This is a genomic window from Cupriavidus phytorum (genome assembly GCF_003254285.1).
Lineage (GTDB): Bacteria > Pseudomonadota > Gammaproteobacteria > Burkholderiales > Burkholderiaceae > Cupriavidus > Cupriavidus phytorum.
Window position 1 is genome coordinate 218,606 of sequence record NZ_QKZN01000002.1, and the last position, 14,474, is coordinate 233,079.

The 14,474-nt window shown below is 64.1% G+C and carries 20 protein-coding genes and 2 tRNA genes; 12 read left to right on the forward strand and 10 right to left on the reverse strand.

Features of this window, described 5'->3' with window-relative positions:
* Positions 1-5 precede the first annotated feature (5 nt).
* The 7 genes from C7416_RS06390 to C7416_RS06420 all read left to right on the forward strand — a co-directional run bounded on the left by C7416_RS06390 (position 6) and on the right by C7416_RS06420 (position 4,252).
* The gene (locus tag C7416_RS06390) at positions 6-656 is read left to right on the forward strand and encodes a phage tail protein (RefSeq protein ID WP_111517665.1); all 651 of its coding nucleotides are present in this window, start codon (positions 6-8) and stop codon (positions 654-656) included.
* 10 nt (positions 657-666) lie between these two features.
* Positions 667-1,269, forward strand: a complete 603-nt coding sequence (locus C7416_RS06395; RefSeq protein ID WP_111517666.1) for a tail fiber assembly protein — start codon at positions 667-669, stop codon at positions 1,267-1,269.
* A gap of 3 nt (positions 1,270-1,272) precedes the next feature.
* Positions 1,273-2,328 carry a phage head spike fiber domain-containing protein gene (locus C7416_RS06400; RefSeq protein ID WP_111517667.1) on the forward strand — a complete coding sequence of 352 codons (1,056 nt, stop codon included), beginning with the start codon at positions 1,273-1,275 and terminating at the stop codon, positions 2,326-2,328.
* Between the two features lie 57 nt (positions 2,329-2,385).
* Entirely contained in the window at positions 2,386-2,919 is a 534-nt protein-coding gene (locus C7416_RS06405) for a glycoside hydrolase family 19 protein (protein WP_111517668.1), read from the forward strand.
* Positions 2,920-2,948: 29 nt separating this feature from the next.
* On the forward strand, positions 2,949-3,287 hold the full coding sequence (locus C7416_RS06410; protein ID WP_111517669.1) for a hypothetical protein: 339 nt from the start codon (positions 2,949-2,951) through the stop codon (positions 3,285-3,287).
* The gene (locus C7416_RS06415; RefSeq protein ID WP_146604254.1) at positions 3,271-3,690 is read left to right on the forward strand and encodes a hypothetical protein; all 420 of its coding nucleotides are present in this window, start codon (positions 3,271-3,273) and stop codon (positions 3,688-3,690) included. The genes C7416_RS06410 and C7416_RS06415 overlap by 17 nt, the downstream gene beginning before the upstream one ends.
* A 163-nt stretch (positions 3,691-3,853) precedes the next feature.
* The gene (locus C7416_RS06420; RefSeq protein ID WP_258400950.1) at positions 3,854-4,252 is read left to right on the forward strand and encodes a hypothetical protein; all 399 of its coding nucleotides are present in this window, start codon (positions 3,854-3,856) and stop codon (positions 4,250-4,252) included.
* Positions 4,253-4,382: 130 nt separating this feature from the next.
* Here C7416_RS06420 and C7416_RS28865 read toward each other — a convergent pair whose 3' ends face one another.
* From C7416_RS28865 to C7416_RS29395, 7 genes are all read right to left on the reverse strand, one after another.
* Positions 4,383-4,910 (reverse strand): hypothetical protein, encoded by a 528-nt coding sequence (locus C7416_RS28865; RefSeq protein WP_146604255.1) that lies wholly within the window; start codon positions 4,908-4,910, stop codon positions 4,383-4,385.
* Between the two features lie 51 nt (positions 4,911-4,961).
* Positions 4,962-5,594 (reverse strand): ATP-dependent DNA ligase, encoded by a 633-nt coding sequence (locus C7416_RS06425; protein WP_258400951.1) that lies wholly within the window; start codon positions 5,592-5,594, stop codon positions 4,962-4,964.
* A gap of 33 nt (positions 5,595-5,627) precedes the next feature.
* Positions 5,628-5,810: a hypothetical protein gene (locus C7416_RS06430; RefSeq protein ID WP_111517671.1), complete on the reverse strand. Its 183-nt coding sequence runs from the start codon at positions 5,808-5,810 to the stop codon at positions 5,628-5,630.
* 28 nt (positions 5,811-5,838) lie between these two features.
* Positions 5,839-6,060, reverse strand: coding sequence for a DUF2188 domain-containing protein (locus C7416_RS06435; protein ID WP_111517672.1), 222 nt, complete (start codon positions 6,058-6,060; stop codon positions 5,839-5,841).
* Between the two features lie 92 nt (positions 6,061-6,152).
* Positions 6,153-6,827: an SOS response-associated peptidase gene (locus tag C7416_RS06440; protein WP_111517673.1), complete on the reverse strand. Its 675-nt coding sequence runs from the start codon at positions 6,825-6,827 to the stop codon at positions 6,153-6,155.
* A 137-nt stretch (positions 6,828-6,964) separates the two neighbouring features.
* On the reverse strand, positions 6,965-7,378 hold the full coding sequence (locus tag C7416_RS28870) for a hypothetical protein (RefSeq protein WP_146604256.1): 414 nt from the start codon (positions 7,376-7,378) through the stop codon (positions 6,965-6,967).
* Between the two features lie 94 nt (positions 7,379-7,472).
* Positions 7,473-7,745: a HEAT repeat domain-containing protein gene (locus tag C7416_RS29395; protein WP_111517675.1), complete on the reverse strand. Its 273-nt coding sequence runs from the start codon at positions 7,743-7,745 to the stop codon at positions 7,473-7,475.
* 189 nt (positions 7,746-7,934) lie between these two features.
* On the opposite strand from C7416_RS29395, the gene C7416_RS06455 reads away from it, so the two are divergent.
* A complete protein-coding gene (locus C7416_RS06455) occupies positions 7,935-8,264 on the forward strand; it encodes a hypothetical protein (RefSeq protein ID WP_111517676.1) in 330 nt (109 codons plus the stop codon).
* A gap of 52 nt (positions 8,265-8,316) precedes the next feature.
* Here the strand turns inward: C7416_RS06455 and C7416_RS06460 are convergent, their stop codons facing one another.
* The 3 genes from C7416_RS06460 to C7416_RS06465 form a co-directional block, all read right to left on the reverse strand.
* The gene (locus C7416_RS06460; RefSeq protein ID WP_111517677.1) at positions 8,317-8,838 is read right to left on the reverse strand and encodes a helix-turn-helix transcriptional regulator; all 522 of its coding nucleotides are present in this window, start codon (positions 8,836-8,838) and stop codon (positions 8,317-8,319) included.
* Positions 8,822-9,211: a hypothetical protein gene (locus C7416_RS28875; RefSeq protein WP_133250516.1), complete on the reverse strand. Its 390-nt coding sequence runs from the start codon at positions 9,209-9,211 to the stop codon at positions 8,822-8,824. Before C7416_RS28875 ends, C7416_RS06460 begins: the two co-directional genes overlap by 17 nt.
* 415 nt (positions 9,212-9,626) lie before the next feature.
* A tRNA-Pro gene (locus C7416_RS06465) sits at positions 9,627-9,703 on the reverse strand.
* A gap of 413 nt (positions 9,704-10,116) precedes the next feature.
* Here C7416_RS06465 and C7416_RS06470 point away from each other — a divergent pair.
* The 4 genes from C7416_RS06470 (at position 10,117) to C7416_RS06485 (ending at position 14,474) form a co-directional block, all read left to right on the forward strand.
* Positions 10,117-11,382 (forward strand): GGDEF domain-containing protein, encoded by a 1,266-nt coding sequence (locus C7416_RS06470; RefSeq protein WP_111517678.1) that lies wholly within the window; start codon positions 10,117-10,119, stop codon positions 11,380-11,382.
* Between the two features lie 51 nt (positions 11,383-11,433).
* A tRNA-Arg gene (locus C7416_RS06475) sits at positions 11,434-11,510 on the forward strand.
* Positions 11,511-11,814: 304 nt separating this feature from the next.
* The gene (locus tag C7416_RS06480; RefSeq protein WP_111517679.1) at positions 11,815-12,918 is read left to right on the forward strand and encodes an AI-2E family transporter; all 1,104 of its coding nucleotides are present in this window, start codon (positions 11,815-11,817) and stop codon (positions 12,916-12,918) included.
* Positions 12,919-12,935: 17 nt separating this feature from the next.
* Positions 12,936-14,474 carry an efflux transporter outer membrane subunit gene (locus C7416_RS06485; protein ID WP_111517680.1) on the forward strand — a complete coding sequence of 513 codons (1,539 nt, stop codon included), beginning with the start codon at positions 12,936-12,938 and terminating at the stop codon, positions 14,472-14,474.

A 14,474-nucleotide genomic window follows, 5' to 3' on the forward strand; every position in this document is an offset into this window, starting at 1 on the left:
AAAGCATGTCCCAACACGACATGGACATCGCCAATCAGGCAGGCGCGGCCTTCCGCGCCGACCTGAACCTGGCGCTAAATGCACTCGTCACAAACGGTTCAGGTGCTGCGGCGCCGGCGACGACCTTCGCCTACATGTTCTGGGCCGACACCAACGCCGGTCTGCTGAGGATGCGCAACGGCGCCAACACCGCCTGGGTGACGATCGGCCTGCTCGGGGTGCCGAACTTCGGCCACATTTTGCCTGGCACTGTGTTGTACCACGCAGTGAGTTCCGTGCCGGCGGGGTATCTGAAGGCCAACGGCGGCGCTGTCTCACGAACCACCTATGCGGATCTGTTCAACGTGCTTGGTACGGGTTACGGATCTGGCGATGGGTCCACGACGTTCAACTTACCGGAACTCCGCGGCGAGTTCATCCGCGGCTGGGATGACGGCCGTGGTGTCGACGCTGGCCGCGTCATCGGGATCGGACAGGCTGACGATCTGAAAACGCACCTGCATAGCACGCAGTCGGTGGTCGCCGGCGGCGGTGCTGTGACGGGCCTTCAGATCGCGACCAACGGCATCAGCCAGGGCTTCATGTCGACCACGTCTACGGGCGGCGCCGAAACGCGCCCGCGCAACATGGCCCTGATGGCCATCATCAAGTTTTGAGGGAGCCGGCATGGAAATCTACAACTACCACCCGATCACCGGCGAATACCTCGGCATTGGTCTCGCCGACGATAACCCGCTGGAGCCGGATACCCCTATCGTGCCGGGCTATGCCACGCCGGGCACTCCGCCGGCCGACGAGGTAGGGCGCGTGCGCGTGTATCGGCGCCCGGACGGTTCGGCGCCGCAGAACTGGCCCGAAGGGTCCTGGGCGCTTGTCCCGGACTACCGGCAGGTGCCGCTCTACCGTACCGCCGATGGCTCGTCTTTCGTGCTGAGCGAGGAGTACTCCGGCATCGGCGACCTGCCGGCCTTCCTTACCGACGAGCCGCGCCCGTCGCCGGCGCATGTCTGGACGGCCGATGAGTGGGTTCTGGACGAAGCGCTGGAAACCGAGCAGCTGGCCGCCGCGGCGCGCGCGCAGCGCGATGCGCTGCTGGAGGAGGCCGACCAGTTGATCGCGCCGCTGATGGATGGGTTCGTACTGGGCGAGCTGACGCTGGAGGAAGAGGCGCGCCTGAAGGCCCTGAGCCAGTACCGCAAGGCCCTGCGCGCCATCACCACGCAGGTCGGCTTTCCGCGCACTATCAACTGGCCCATCAAGCCGGAGTAAAGCATGCTGGGTAACGTCCCCTTCGCCGAGCTGATCACGTTCACGCGCGCCAGCTCGGCGTGGCGCTTCAATGCGTCGGGCATCTTGGTGCAGGACGGGAACAACGTCCCGCGCTTCGACTACGACCCGGTGGCGCTCCAGGCGCGCGGGATGTTGGTGGAGGAGGGGCGGACCAACTACGCGTTGTGGTGCCGCGATCTCACCAATGCAGCATGGGTCAAGACCGGCTGTACCGCGGCGAAAACTGCCGTCGGGCTCGACGGTGGGAGCAACGCGGCGACCACGCTGACGGCCACCGCCGCCAACGCGACGTGCCTCCAGTCGATCACGCGTGCCTCGGCACAGCGCATCACTGGGCTGTATGTCAGGCGCCGCACCGGATCTGGCGTCATCAACATGACGCAGAACGGCGGCGCGACTTGGACGCCGGTGACCGTGACCGGCGCCTTCACGCTGGTGAGCGTCGCAGCTGCCACAGCGGCGAATCCGAGCATTGGGCTGCAGATTGTCACCAGCGGCGACGCCATCGATGTCGACTTCGTTTCGCATGAGGAAGGTGCATTCCTTACCAGCCCGATTCTCACCACAACGGCAGCAACGGCACGGTCAGCCGACCTCGGGCTCATCAGCGACTTGAGCGACCTCGGATTCAACAGCAGCGAAGGCACGTTCTTCGTCGATGCTGAAGGCTATGAGCCCGGCGCAAAGTACTCGTTCGGAGTGACAGACGGGACTGCAAACAACATGATCGGCTTGTCGCGGCAGTCCGGAGGCATCTTGCAGTCGCGAGTCACCATTGGTGGTGCGGTAGCCAGTCTCGGTCTGTCGACCAGTTATGCCGGTGAGCAGGCCAGGGTTGGCCTCACTTACGGGCAAGGCACCCACACCGCGTGCATGAACGGTGGGGCCGTCCTGTCCATCGCTTCTGGGGTTCCGGTAGTGAATCAGATGCGGGTAGGCGCGGTGACGACGACCGGCCAGATAAACGGATGGCTCAGGTCTATTCGGTACTACCCCCGCAAGCTTTCGAACGCCGAACTGCAGGCCCTGACCACCTGACCGTCACCGCATCGCAACCAGCCGCCTACGGGCGGCTTCTTCGTTTCTGGAGTCCGCATGGAAAAGCAACTGTTTCGCGCCGCTGCTGGGCTGCCTGCGGCGATGGCTGACCGCTGGTGGCCGCACGTCGATGCGGCCTGGCGCGAGTTCGCCATATCGACCCCGGCCCGCCAAGCCGCGTGGATCGCCCAGGTCGGTCACGAGTCCGGCGGCTTCGTCTTCACGCGGGAGCTGTGGGGCCCGACAGCGGCACAGCAGCGGTATGAAGGTCGGCTGGACCTTGGCAACACGCAGTCCGGCGACGGCAAGCGGTTCATGGGGAGAGGGCTGATCCAGATCACGGGCAGGGCCAACTATCGAGCGTGCGGCACGGCGCTCGGCGTGAACCTCGAATCCAACCCGGTGCTGCTGCAAGGCGATGAGCTGGCCGCCCGGTCGGCTGGGTGGTTCTGGCGGTGGAAAGGCCTGAATGCGCTCGCTGACGCTGGCGACTTCGTCGGCCTGACGCGACGGATCAACGGCGGGACCAACGGCCTGGCCGACCGACAGGTGAGATGGGAGCGCGCCCGCCGCGCGCTCGGCATTCAGTGATCGCCGCAAGAGCGACTACCGGGGAAAAGATGGACCTGAACGAATTGAACGTGCCGGGGGGCACTGGCGGCGCGCTGGGCTTCATTCTCGCCGCCGTGAGCGGGGCAGTGTGGTTCATCCGTAAGGCATGGCGCACCGACAAGGTCGAAGGCGCCCAGACGCAGGCGGAGATCGACATCATCGCGCGGCTGTCCGAGCAGCTGGACAAGGCCAACGCGCGCGCCGACCTGGCTGAGCAGCGTGCGGATCTGGCCTACAGGGAGCGCAACGAGGCATACCGCGCCATCGGCACGCTCGAGGCCAAGATCTCCGCGCTGGAGATGCAAATTCAGATGATGCGGGAGCGATTCGATGGCAAAGCTTCGTGACTGGATTGCGCGTCACCGCGCCACCTTCATACGCGTGGCGCACATGCTGGAGGCGGTGACACTGATGGCGCTCATGGTGGGCGGCGGCGCCGGCGCGGGATATGCGCTGTGCCAGTGGCAGTTCCGCGACCTGATGGCACAGCAGCGAGACGACCATCAAGCCGAAATTGGACGCCTGCAGTCCGCCTACAGCCAGACCCTGGAGGCCCTGACGCCGAAAGTGTCGCAAGCCGCCGGCGCCGCGGCGGAAGCTGCCGAGGCCTCTGCTGAGGCCGCCAAGTCGGTGAAGCGGGCCGCGCGCGCTGCGCCGGCGCAGCCTCGGCTGCTCACAGAAACCGAACGCAACCAGGTGAACCGTGACATCGAGGCGGCAAACCGGAAGGTGAGGGAGGCCCAAAAGTGAGAGCGATCCTGATTTGCCTTGTGCTCGGCGGGTGCGCGGCGACGCCGCCCGCCCCACGCGACTGCCCGGCGCTGCCGACGCTGATGGCGGGCGCCGGCCGGGCCGACATGCTCAACCACATCCGCTTGACGGCGGATCTCTACGCGCGCTGCGCGGCGACACCATGATTCAGATCACAACCGCGCGCGCGGCGCTGTCCATGGTGCCGTGGCGCGGCATCGCGACATTGGCCTTGGGCGCGAGCCTGTTCGCAGCGGGCTGGGCTGTCAACGGCTGGCGCAAGGACGCGGAGATTGCCGAACTCACCGCGGCGCGCGCGCAAGCCGATCTCGTCAGCGCCAACCTGGCGCTATCCGAAATCAAGGAAGCGGGGGAAAAGATCCGCCAGAACGCGGACGCCTACCGCGCCGCCCAGTCGGGGCTGGGCGCCAAGCTCGAAGCCATCCGCAAGGAACTCAAGAATGCGAAGCCTCTGCCTGCTGACTGCCGCCCTGACGCTCAGCGCATGCGCAGCTTGTCCGACGCCGTCGGCGCTGCCAAGCAAGCCGCCGCCGCTCGATAGCGCTCTGGCCGCGCCGTGCGAGGTGCCTGACGCTCCAGCCGTGGCCGACTACGATGTCTGGCAGGACTGGATGGTGGTGGTTCTCGGCGCACTGGGCGACTGCGCTGCAAGACATCGAGCGACAGTAGACTTATGGGCGCACTGAAGCAGATTGATCGCCGGCTCGGATTCTGGCAATGATGGCTTCCACTGCTTCTCGTGCCGGACCTTTTGAGATGCTGGCTAGAAAGTGGACTGTGTTCGCGGCATAGCCATCAAGGCGCCACTCCGTCTTTCCTTCGAACAAAACTTCTTCCATTATGGATGTTCCAGTCCCTGAAAATACCAATACGCAATTCTCGAACGTGCACCTCTTGTAGCGTATGCCGTCGAGCGGAACGACCTCACCGCGGAACGTCTTGTCGTGGATAGTTTTGGTTTCCCCAAAATTTGGCGTGGGGTAAGAAAGAGCGGCCGGGGCCGTATCAGACTCCCAAGCAGCAGGCCCGAGAGACATGCGCTTTGCATTAGTGATACGTTGTAGCAGCTTGGCAACCTCATCGCGGTAGACAAACAGTACCACTGCGACCAGAGTGGGCCACGACCATAGAATCTTCAGAATTTCAGTGATGGACTCAGTCAGAAGTTTCCAGTCGACGGAGCAGAGGAGGTCATTCATTGTTGACAGAGAAATGCCGCGTTGAGGCGGGATGATAACTTCAATTCACCCCTATCTCTGGAACCGCTTCGCCGGTACTGCCCCCGGCCGCTTGATCTTCATCCAGTCGCGTGATCGCTTCCCTGACCTGTACACAGAGCCCGCGCGCTTCCCGACTACACCCTCCAGGCCCAGCGCCAGCGCATGGCCGTACAGCCACTCGCCATCGTCGACGTCGGCCACGTAAAGCATGCCCGGCGGTAGGCTCGTCAGCAGCTTCTGCAGCGCGGCCTTGCGTCGCTCGATGGGCTGGCCCCTCAGATCCTTCTGTTTGCCGACCAGCAGGTCAAAGACGCAGTAGGCGACGGCGTCCGCGCCGCGGTACCAGCCTTTGCGCCTGGCGCGCTTGTGCAGCCGCTCGAAGTCGCTCTTGCCGATGTCGTCCAGCACGCAGACTTCGCCGTCCAGGATGTAGCCGGCGGGGAGGGTGGCCAGAGCGTCGACGAGCTCAGGGAACCAGGTGGTGGCGTTCGCCCCGTTGCGGGACTTCAGCTGCGGTGTGTCACCGGTGGTGGCCAGAAGCCGGTAGCCGTCGTACTTGATTTCGAAATGCCAGCCGGGTCCGCGGGGGATGGTCTTGCGCTCGCATAGGAGCATGGGCCGCAGTTCGGCCAGCGTTGGCGCCGCAGGCTTGCTGCTGGCCATGGCATCGCATCAGCATGCGATCGGCGGGGGAGCCTACTGCCGCCCTTTCTTGATAGCCGCGAGGTGCCTTTCCAAGACTAGGACTGCCGCACGGATATTTGCGGCGTACACGCGGCACTCTTCGTAAGGCTCAGCGTTTCCGACACTGACCTTCAGGCGCTGGATCAGATCTTCCACGCCAGCCGGGGCGTAGAGGTCGAAAGGATCTTCCATCATCGTTCTCCTACTGAACGCGATCTGGGGTTCATCCCTTGATGTTGCGGGGATCGTGGCCGAACGAGTTCCGCTCGCGTATCTGGCCGTCGCGTCCGTGGATCAGCAGCTCGACCTGCTCTCGCTTTGCCCTTTCTGTGCCGGCGGTAATGGCGTCCTCTTGGGAGGCATATTGCTGCTGGCCACCGCCGCCTTCCGCCTCAACCGCCCAGCCGTTTGTAGTGGGCACGACGTGGATGTTCTTGCCTGGCATGGCTGTCTCCTGGCTGTTGATGCAGCCAGTCTCTGCTTGCCGTGCGGCGGGCGCTATCAGGCGCCGTCCGACAGCAGGGCGGGTGGAAGCGCCTAGAACGGCAGTTCTGGGGCGGCCGTGGGAGGGGGTTCCTTCGTCCGCCGGACGATGGGCGCGGGCTCGGTGGCCATGGCCTCTGGAGGGAAGAGGGTCATGAAGGTTCGCGCGACTTCGGGGTCGCGGCACGCCAGCCAGTCATTCCACTGCTGCCGCGGCACGATCACCACCGACCGCTTCTCCTTGCCAGGAGCGTGCATCCGATTCATGACGGGGTGCTTGTCCGCGTTTACGGTCAGCATGGTGAAGGAGTACGCCCCATCAGGCCAGTCGCGCCAGAGGCCGGCAATGCCAAAGGCCGGTTCGCCAGGCAGCCAGATTCGGTACCGTGTCGATTTGGGTCCGGCCTCGTAGTTTGGCTCATACACGGCCGTGGCCGGTATTAGGCAGAGTTGCCCCTTCTTCCACGGCCCGCTGAACGTGCGCTTCTCTCCGACGGTCTCGGATCGAGCATTCATCGTGTCGTAAGGGCGAACGCCAGGGGGAATGCGCGATCGCGGTACCAGTCCGAAGCTCGCCAGCACGCTGTCGCGGCGGCCGGCGCCATCCGCGCGCACGATCGGCGCCGCGTAGTCCGGCCAGGTCTCGGGCTTCCAGTCTGCCGGCGGTGGCTCGACGCCGAAGATTTCCCGCAAGATCTGGCGCTGCACTGGGGCGTAGTTCGTGCACATAGCGACCTCGTGAATCGGTGGAGCTTGATGCTACAACAGCCGTTGGGGGGCGGCGGCATGCCTGCGCGCCAGCAGGAACAGAACCTCTACTTCCATTACCGCTCTGTCTACTTTCCGCAGCATGCTCACCGGAACGTCTACTTCGCGTCGGATGTCGACGGCACATCCTTCAGCGGCAGCGTGCGCCGCGCCTTCTCGACCACGCGCCGGTGCTTGTCCTGCGCTTCTTCCCAGGTCATGGATTCGAAGGTCTTGTTGATGCCGCCGGCGCGCAAGCAGGTCCAGAACATGGGCGGCTTATCGTCGTGCATGCTGGCCCAGCCAGAGAAATAGGTCCAGACGGTGGCGCCGTATTCCGGCAGTTCGTCTTTGACCTGGTAGCCCTTGCCCTCCCAAGACATCCACCGGGCGTGGGTGCCGAAATCGTAGACGCGGACCGGCAGGCCGGCCTCGTCGAGGATGTAGTGGCGATCCCAAGCCTCATCGATTGGACAGAGCTCGTAGCCGCCGGGCGGCGGTGGAACGCGAGGAGGGGCTTTAAGTCTTGGCATGGCTGTGCTGTACAAATATACAGCACAGGTCCGCGCGAGAACAAAAGAGCTTGTTTTGGGCGCGCGGGACGTTCCTATAAGCGCTGGTGTGGTCCTAACTGCGTGTCGCTTGTCCCAGCGCGCGCGCCGCCGCCTGTTTCAGTCCTGGGATGGTTCGGGAGTCCTGGAGAATCGTAATCAAGAGCGCTCTCGCTTCAGGCCCTCCCATGAAGCCAAGTCCCTCAACGGCAGCCTCCTTGAGAGAAGGAATGCTGCGCGAGTCAGTTGCAGCGGACTTAAGCGCTTCGAAAGCATCAGAATTTGACGCCAAGGGTGCTCTCCAACATGTTTTGGGCGGGTGCGATACCGAAATGACGGCAAGCTGCAATTAGACCGCGGTCCCAGCGTGCGGCTTCCGTTTCGGAGTAGAGGGCTTCTTCGGGGAAGTCTCCTTATCCACTTGCGCTTGCCGAGGTCCCGCTTGTGACTCAGGGACTTCGATCAGTGGCATCACGGTCGAAGGAAGATTCATCCTAACCAAACTGCTTTGGCAGACTTCACGCCAATATGGCCATGCATGCAAAAGACCATTTCGTTCAACCCAAGCCTTACGCCGTGCCTCGTTGGGCTGGGCTTCTCTATTGATGGCGTAGACAATGGCAATGGCAGCGCGTACTTCTGCCGCGACTTCCATTTCGCCTTCTTCATCTGGAATTGCTGTCTGACCCTCCGCAACTTTAACGTACCGAAATCCAAACCGACACGTCACCACCAGTTCCTCGGAATGATTCTGATGTGGGTCACTGACAGTTCTTTCGTGGCCTTCGCCATCATGGGCCATGAATTGGCCTATGAGACGTACTCCGCCTACGGTCGGATCAAAGCTTGGCGAGACGGACGCCTGTAATTCAGAAACGTAGATACTCTTTAGGTTAAATGGGTGTGCCACGCTGCTTGCCTCAATTGCACAGAAGTTGTTCCTCGGTGGCTACAGCAACCGTTTGCCAAGTTCCTCGGTTGGAATTCGGTCTTGCCGGCTCTCGCATGGCGATAACCGTTGCAAGGCGAGGCCGGTTTGTAGATCTCCACTGTCCATCGTTGTGGAAGAATGTGTGACGGCAGAAGTCCTCTAAATCCTCCTCGCGAGCTGTCACTCTGAGGCAATCTTTGTTGAGATTTACAACTGCCATAATGGCTTTGCTGAAGGGCTCAAAGCTGGCGCTCACGCTTACATCAAAGGCCTCAGCGATGGCGCGGAGAGTCTTCAGTGTCCAGGAGTCGTAATCGGTGTCTTCAAGAACAGAAATCCGCTCTTGTTTCATGCCAGCACGTCGGGCAAGCTCCTCTTGAGTCCAGCCACGTTGTTCCCGAAGGACTTTGATCTGCGCGGCGAGCCTCATGCTCACCGCTTCATTTACGTAGGCGTGCGCGTATTCCTTGCCTTGGAATTCCTTGGCAAGCGTCCTAGCTAACTCGCTCATGGTCGCACCTCTTGTCTTCTTTTTCCTGAAGGATGTGGTCTTTTCGCGTTACAGCTTGTGCGGCAACATCCGAAGGCCGGAGCTTGCCTCCGACTTCTCGGGCTCCAACCAATAGCGTGAATTCCGCCCCAACCTTTAGGGGCCCATCACACAAATGTGGGCGCAGTTGAACAGACCCTTTAACTTTCAGTTTGTAGATGCCGGGGGCATCACTTCCGGCAAGGGTCTGAGGAAGAAGATCGGTGCCGTGTGCTGCAAGCATGTCCAGCTTTGCATTGAGCTTCCCCCGTTGCGCAGGTTGGAGCGAAAGTGCCCATGCTTTGACCTCGTTGACCCCTTGCCGATTCTTGTAGTCGTAGAGCTTATACGCCATCGTATAATAATATTATTATCGCTACCAGCGAATTTTTGCTTGTGCGGGTCTTTGCGCACATAGTCTGTCCCAGGGATCGAGCTTAGTAGCAGCTCGTGAGGCGGGTGCACCCCTCGGAAGTTGGGGCTTTAATACCTCGGCTCTGAGAGAGACTTTTGGGCCATTTTTTTGGAAGGGACATTGCCTCCCAAGAGGCCCTTTCACATATCACGTGGGGTGACATCTTAGTCACTCATCTGTGTCGCTGTTCGCGGCTCAAGCTCAGGCATTGCGCGCCGCGCACTGTGTGGATATACAGTGCTGTATGAGGCACTGTATTTTGGAACGGGCCCGTTCCTTTGTTGGAATTCTCTTGGAAGAAAAGAAAAACGGCCTGGATCTTGCGATCCAGGCCGTTGTTTCCATTGGGTATTTCTGGTCGGAGCGATAGGATTCGAACCTACGACCCTCTGATCCCAAATCAGATGCGCTACCAGGCTGCGCTACGCTCCGAAGCCGGCCATTGTAGCCGCGTCGGCAAGCCAAGGTCAATGTGCGTCGATACCGGCGGGTTCGGGCCGTGCGGGTGCGTCGCGATGCTCCCCCTTCTGGCGGGGGCGCTTTGTCTTGACTTGGGTTTGCGCGCTGCGATAATCCGCACACCGCTCCAGTCCGACCGGCGTGCTGTTGGGAACGCCCGGTTTCGCGTATTTCCTTCCGGACTGACCTGATCACCACAACAAGAACGGCGCTCCCCGACCTGGGCGAGCGGCTCGGTCTGTCCGCGTTCGCCAAATGGCGGCACCGGCGGCCTGAAACAGGAGGTGCGGCATTCGATCACAACGATCCGGCACAGGATCGGCAAAACATGCAGGGAAGAGCGGTGGCATGCGGAGCGCCGCTGCTTGCCTTGGACGGGAATAAAGATGTTTCAGTCGCACGTGGTTGTGCTCATCGCGGGGCTGTTTGCCTTGCAGATGGCGGTGGTTTGCGTGGTGTTGCGCCGGTCGTCGGGCATGGAGCGCAGCGGCCTGACATCCTGGGCGCTGGGCAGCGTGCTGGCGGCCTTTGCCGCGGCGCTGGCAGCGGTGCAGGCGTTGCGGCCGATGTGGCTGGTGCCGGAGTCGACCGACCTGGCGCTGCTTGCCGCGCTTTCGGTGATGGCGGTGGGCGCGCGGCACTTTGCGCAACGCCCGGGCCGTGCCGCGGGCCTGCTGGGCCTGAACCTCGCGGCCGCGGCCGCGGTGGCCTGGGGCGACCTGGCGCCGCGCTACCTGCCCGCGGTCGTGGCGCTGCCCGATCTGGCGCCGGTGCTGAGCGCCTGCCATATCGTGCTGCTGCTGGATCTCGCGCGCAGCGTGGTGCCGTCGGTGCCTGCCACGCGCGGCACCGGCCGGCTGGCGGCGTGCTCGCTGGCGGCGATCGTGATCGCCGCGGCGACCATCAATGCCTGGACCGTGTTGCGGCCGCTGGCGGCGATGGCGCAGGGCGGCGCCTGGCCGCGGCCGATGCCGTGGGACGGCGAGCTGGCCATCTTCAACGTCTTTGCCCTGGTCGGGGTGTCGGTCAGCTTTGCGCTGATGGCGCACGACCGGCTGCGCCGCATGCTGGAGCGGCGCGCGCGGCACGACGACCTGACCGATGTGCTGCTGCGCGGCGCGTTCTGGGAGGAACTGGAGGCCGCCTGCCTGCAGGCCGAGCGGCAGCGCAAGCCGATGACGGTCGCGTTTGTCGACCTCGATCACTTCAAGGCGATCAACGATGTCTATGGCCACCTGGCCGGCGACAGCGTGCTGCGGCACTTTGCCGGCCTGTTGCGCAAGACGCTCGGGCACGGCGATCTGGCGGGGCGCCTGGGCGGCGAGGAATTCGCCATCGTGATGCCGGATACCGCGCTGGAAACCGGCCGGCTTGCCTGCCTGCGGCTGGCCACGGCGGTGCGCGCCACGCCGTGCCCGTCGGAACCCGATCCGATTGCCTATACCGTCAGCATCGGCGTGGCCGCGCGCCAGCCCGGCGAGGGCGCCGACGCGCTGATGCGCCGGGCGGACCGCGCGCTGTATGACGCCAAGCTGAAGGGACGCAACTGCGTGTCGCTACACCCGGCGGGCGGCGATGCCGCGGAACCGGCCTCCGACTCTGCCGGCGCCGGCCGCTACGTCACGCGCGGCCAGCCCCGCGCGGCGTCCTGAGGCGCATCGCTTGTCACCGCGGCCGGGCGCTGCGGTAGAATGCACGCCTTCGCGTCCTTAGCTCAGTTGGATAGAGCACTCGCCTTCTAAGCGAGCGGTCAGAGGTTCGAATCCTCTAGGACGCGCCAAAGCCCAGGGATTCGGGCCGCCGAATCGCCCCGGGTCCAGTCCCTTCCGCTTCGCCGACATCATCCCGGCGCCATCCTGCGGTTTTCCTCCCAAGAGTTGTCCAAGGCCCGGCCGCCAGGCCATATCGCAACGCGTCGATGCCATGTAGCGATAGGCATACCTTTTGAGGTTGTCCGGGCCTCACCCCTCATCTAGACTGGATTTCATTCGTCCAAGCGGTCAGTACTTAACCTGACCTGCCGAATGCGCGGCGGCGAGGTTGCCGGTCCTGGGTCTTGGTGATGATCTGCAGGGAGACAAGCGATGATGCCTACGCCAACTTCGGAGCGCATGCTGTCGCGCGGACTGCTCGATGTGCTGATCCGCGCGGGGCTGATCGCGGTGCTGGCGATCTTCTGCTTCAGGATCTTCCGGCCCTTTCTCGATCTCATTGTCTGGTCGGTGATCCTGGCCGTCACCATCTATCCGCTGCAGGTCCGGCTCAGGCGCAAGCTCGGCAACAAGGACGGACGCGCCGCCACGCTGATCGTCCTGGCCGCCATTGCCATCGTCGCGCTGCCGGCATACCTGTTGGGCGCAGCCATGGTCGACTCGGTGAGCAGTGCCATGGCCATGGTCAAGAAAGAGGGCCTGCATATTCCGCCACCGGCCGAGTCGGTCGCCAGCTGGCCGCTGGTGGGCAAGCGCCTGTACGACATCTGGCTGCAGGCCGCCTCCAACCTGACCGGCGCCATCCAGGCCTATGCGCCCCAGGTCCGCGAAATCAGCCTGGCCGTGCTAGGCGCCGCCGCGGGCATCGGCAAGGGACTGCTGATATTCGTCTTCGCCTTGATTATCGGGGGCATCTTCATGGCCTATGGCGAGGCCGGCAACCGCAGCGCCGTGCAGATTGCCGCGCGTATGTTTGGCCCCGAGCGGGGCCAGCGCATCGCCTCGCTGTGCACGGCGACCATTCGCGCGGTGGCGCAGGGCGTGGTGGGCATCGCCTTTATCCAGATGCTGCTCGTCGGCGTTGCCTTCGTGGTCAAGGGGGTCCCGGCCGCGGGCGTGCTGGCCTTGGTGGTGCTTCTGCTGGGCATCGCGCAGTTGCCGGCCACGCTGATCACCGTGCCGGTGATCATCTATGTCTTTGCCAGCGAAGGGGCCAGCGTGGCCACCATCGTCTTCGCCATCTATGTGTTCGTGGCGGGGCTGGCCGATAACGTGCTCAAGCCGCTGTTGCTCGGGCGGGGCGTCGATGTGCCGATGCCGGTGGTGTTGATCGGCGCGCTGGGCGGGATGGTGACCGGCGGCGTGATCGGCCTGTTCATCGGCCCGGTGGTGCTGGCGGTCGGCTATCAGCTGTTCTGGCAATGGGTGGAAGATCCGCCGCCGCAGACCGAGACTGGCAGCCAGCAACAGACCTGAAGCCACCCGCGCCGCCCATGCCGCGCCGGCACCGTCGTCTGTGCGCCTTGCTGGCCGCCTGCTGCGTGGGGGGCTGCGCGCGCCTCGGGCCGGAGTTCCAGCCCCAGCAGGAACCGTGGACGCAGCAGTGGGGCAGCCCGGCACTCGATCAGGCTACCGTGCAGCGGGCGCTGCCCGACATCCGGGAGTGGTGGCAGATCTTCGGTGACCCGGCACTGGAACGCCTGATCGCCGAAGCCGATGCGCACAATGCCAGCCTGAAGCTTGTCGGCCTGCGCGTGATGGAAGCGCGCGCCCAGCTGGGGATTGCCCAGAGCGGGCGCTTCCCCCAGCTGCAGCAGGCCAGTGCGGATGTCCTGTACACGGATCGCCGGCAGGCCGGCGGCCGCAATCCTCAGAACAACCGCTTCTGGCAATACAGCGCGGGCTTCGACATCGGTTGGGAGCTGGATTTCTGGGGGCGCTTCAGCCGCGCCATCGAGTCCGCCGATGCCGCCTACTTTGCGGCTCGCGCGAACCGCGAGGATGTGCTGGTGCTGCTGCGCGCCCAGGTGGCGGAGACCTACTTTGCCTTGCGCACGGCCGAGGCACGCCTGCGCATCGCCCGCGACAACGCGGCGCTGCAGCGGCGCAGCCTTGAAATCACCGAGCGGCTGTTCAAGAGCGGCGAAACCGACGAGCTCGACCTGCAGCAAGCCAAGACCCAATACCTGGGCACCCTGAGCACCATCCCCGAATTCGAAAGCCAGATCACGCGCACCCGCAATGCCCTGGCGGTGCTGGTGGGCCGCCCGCCCGGGCCGTTGCCGGAGTTGCCGGAGCTGTCCGGCAAGGAAGGCGTGATTCCGCTGATCGATCGCGCAGTGCTGCAGGACGTGCCCGCCAGCCTGCTGCAGCGCCGGCCCGATATCCGCGCCGCCGAGTTGCAGATCGCCGCGCAATCGGCCCTGATCGGTGTGGCCGAGGCCGATCTCTATCCGTCGCTGACGCTGCTGGGCAGCATTGTCTGGTCCGCCAGCACGCTGGCGGGCACGCCCAACAGCCTGGCGCTGGTCGGCGGGCCGAGCCTGCGCTGGAATGTGTTCGACTATGGCCGCATCAAGAACACCGTGCGGGTGCAGGACGCCCGGCTGCAGCAGCTGATCGTCGCCTACCAGGATGCCGTGCGGCAGGCGGCGCGCGAAGCCGACGATGCCGCGAGCGCGCTGGTCAAGGCGCTGGAGCGCGAGCAGATCCTGCGCGACAGCGCGCTGGCCGCGAGGCGTTCGCTGACGCTGGCCAACGCGCTTTACCGCGAAGGCTACTCGGACTTCCAGCGCGTGCTGGATGCGCAGCGCGCGCTGGCGGCCCAGCAGGATGCCTACGTGGTCAACCGCAGCAATGCCGTCAGCGACCTGATCGCCATTTACAAGGCGCTAGGGGGCGGCTGGTCCAGCGAGCAGCCGCTGCTCGACGCCGCCACGCGCGAGCAGATGCGGCAACGTACTGACTGGGGAACCCTGCTCGACGAGCCAGGGCCCGCGCCCGTTTCCCTGTCAGGCAACGGTAATCCCTGA

Bases quoted from the DNA above. Each gene is read 5' to 3' on its own strand.
- C7416_RS06400 (WP_111517667.1), top strand. From the start codon at position 1,273: ATGCTGGGTAACGTCCCCTTCGCCGAGCTGATCACGTTCACGCGCGCC.
- C7416_RS06440 (WP_111517673.1), bottom strand. From the start codon at position 6,827: ATGTGCACGAACTACGCCCCAGTGCAGCGCCAGATCTTGCGGGAAATC.
- C7416_RS06430 (WP_111517671.1), bottom strand. From the start codon at position 5,810: ATGATGGAAGATCCTTTCGACCTCTACGCCCCGGCTGGCGTGGAAGAT.
- C7416_RS06405 (WP_111517668.1), top strand. From the start codon at position 2,386: ATGGAAAAGCAACTGTTTCGCGCCGCTGCTGGGCTGCCTGCGGCGATG.
- C7416_RS06390 (WP_111517665.1), top strand. From the start codon at position 6: ATGTCCCAACACGACATGGACATCGCCAATCAGGCAGGCGCGGCCTTC.
- C7416_RS06425 (WP_258400951.1), bottom strand. From the start codon at position 5,594: ATGGCCAGCAGCAAGCCTGCGGCGCCAACGCTGGCCGAACTGCGGCCC.
- C7416_RS06395 (WP_111517666.1), top strand. From the start codon at position 667: ATGGAAATCTACAACTACCACCCGATCACCGGCGAATACCTCGGCATT.
- C7416_RS06435 (WP_111517672.1), bottom strand. From the start codon at position 6,060: ATGCCAGGCAAGAACATCCACGTCGTGCCCACTACAAACGGCTGGGCG.
- C7416_RS06460 (WP_111517677.1), bottom strand. From the start codon at position 8,838: ATGAGCGAGTTAGCTAGGACGCTTGCCAAGGAATTCCAAGGCAAGGAA.
- C7416_RS06470 (WP_111517678.1), top strand. From the start codon at position 10,117: ATGTTTCAGTCGCACGTGGTTGTGCTCATCGCGGGGCTGTTTGCCTTG.
- C7416_RS06415 (WP_146604254.1), top strand. From the start codon at position 3,271: ATGGCAAAGCTTCGTGACTGGATTGCGCGTCACCGCGCCACCTTCATA.
- C7416_RS06480 (WP_111517679.1), top strand. From the start codon at position 11,815: ATGATGCCTACGCCAACTTCGGAGCGCATGCTGTCGCGCGGACTGCTC.
- C7416_RS06410 (WP_111517669.1), top strand. From the start codon at position 2,949: ATGGACCTGAACGAATTGAACGTGCCGGGGGGCACTGGCGGCGCGCTG.
- C7416_RS06455 (WP_111517676.1), top strand. From the start codon at position 7,935: ATGCAAAAGACCATTTCGTTCAACCCAAGCCTTACGCCGTGCCTCGTT.
- C7416_RS28875 (WP_133250516.1), bottom strand. From the start codon at position 9,211: ATGGCGTATAAGCTCTACGACTACAAGAATCGGCAAGGGGTCAACGAG.
- C7416_RS28870 (WP_146604256.1), bottom strand. From the start codon at position 7,378: ATGCCAAGACTTAAAGCCCCTCCTCGCGTTCCACCGCCGCCCGGCGGC.
- C7416_RS06420 (WP_258400950.1), top strand. From the start codon at position 3,854: ATGATTCAGATCACAACCGCGCGCGCGGCGCTGTCCATGGTGCCGTGG.
- C7416_RS06485 (WP_111517680.1), top strand. From the start codon at position 12,936: ATGCCGCGCCGGCACCGTCGTCTGTGCGCCTTGCTGGCCGCCTGCTGC.
- C7416_RS28865 (WP_146604255.1), bottom strand. From the start codon at position 4,910: ATGAATGACCTCCTCTGCTCCGTCGACTGGAAACTTCTGACTGAGTCC.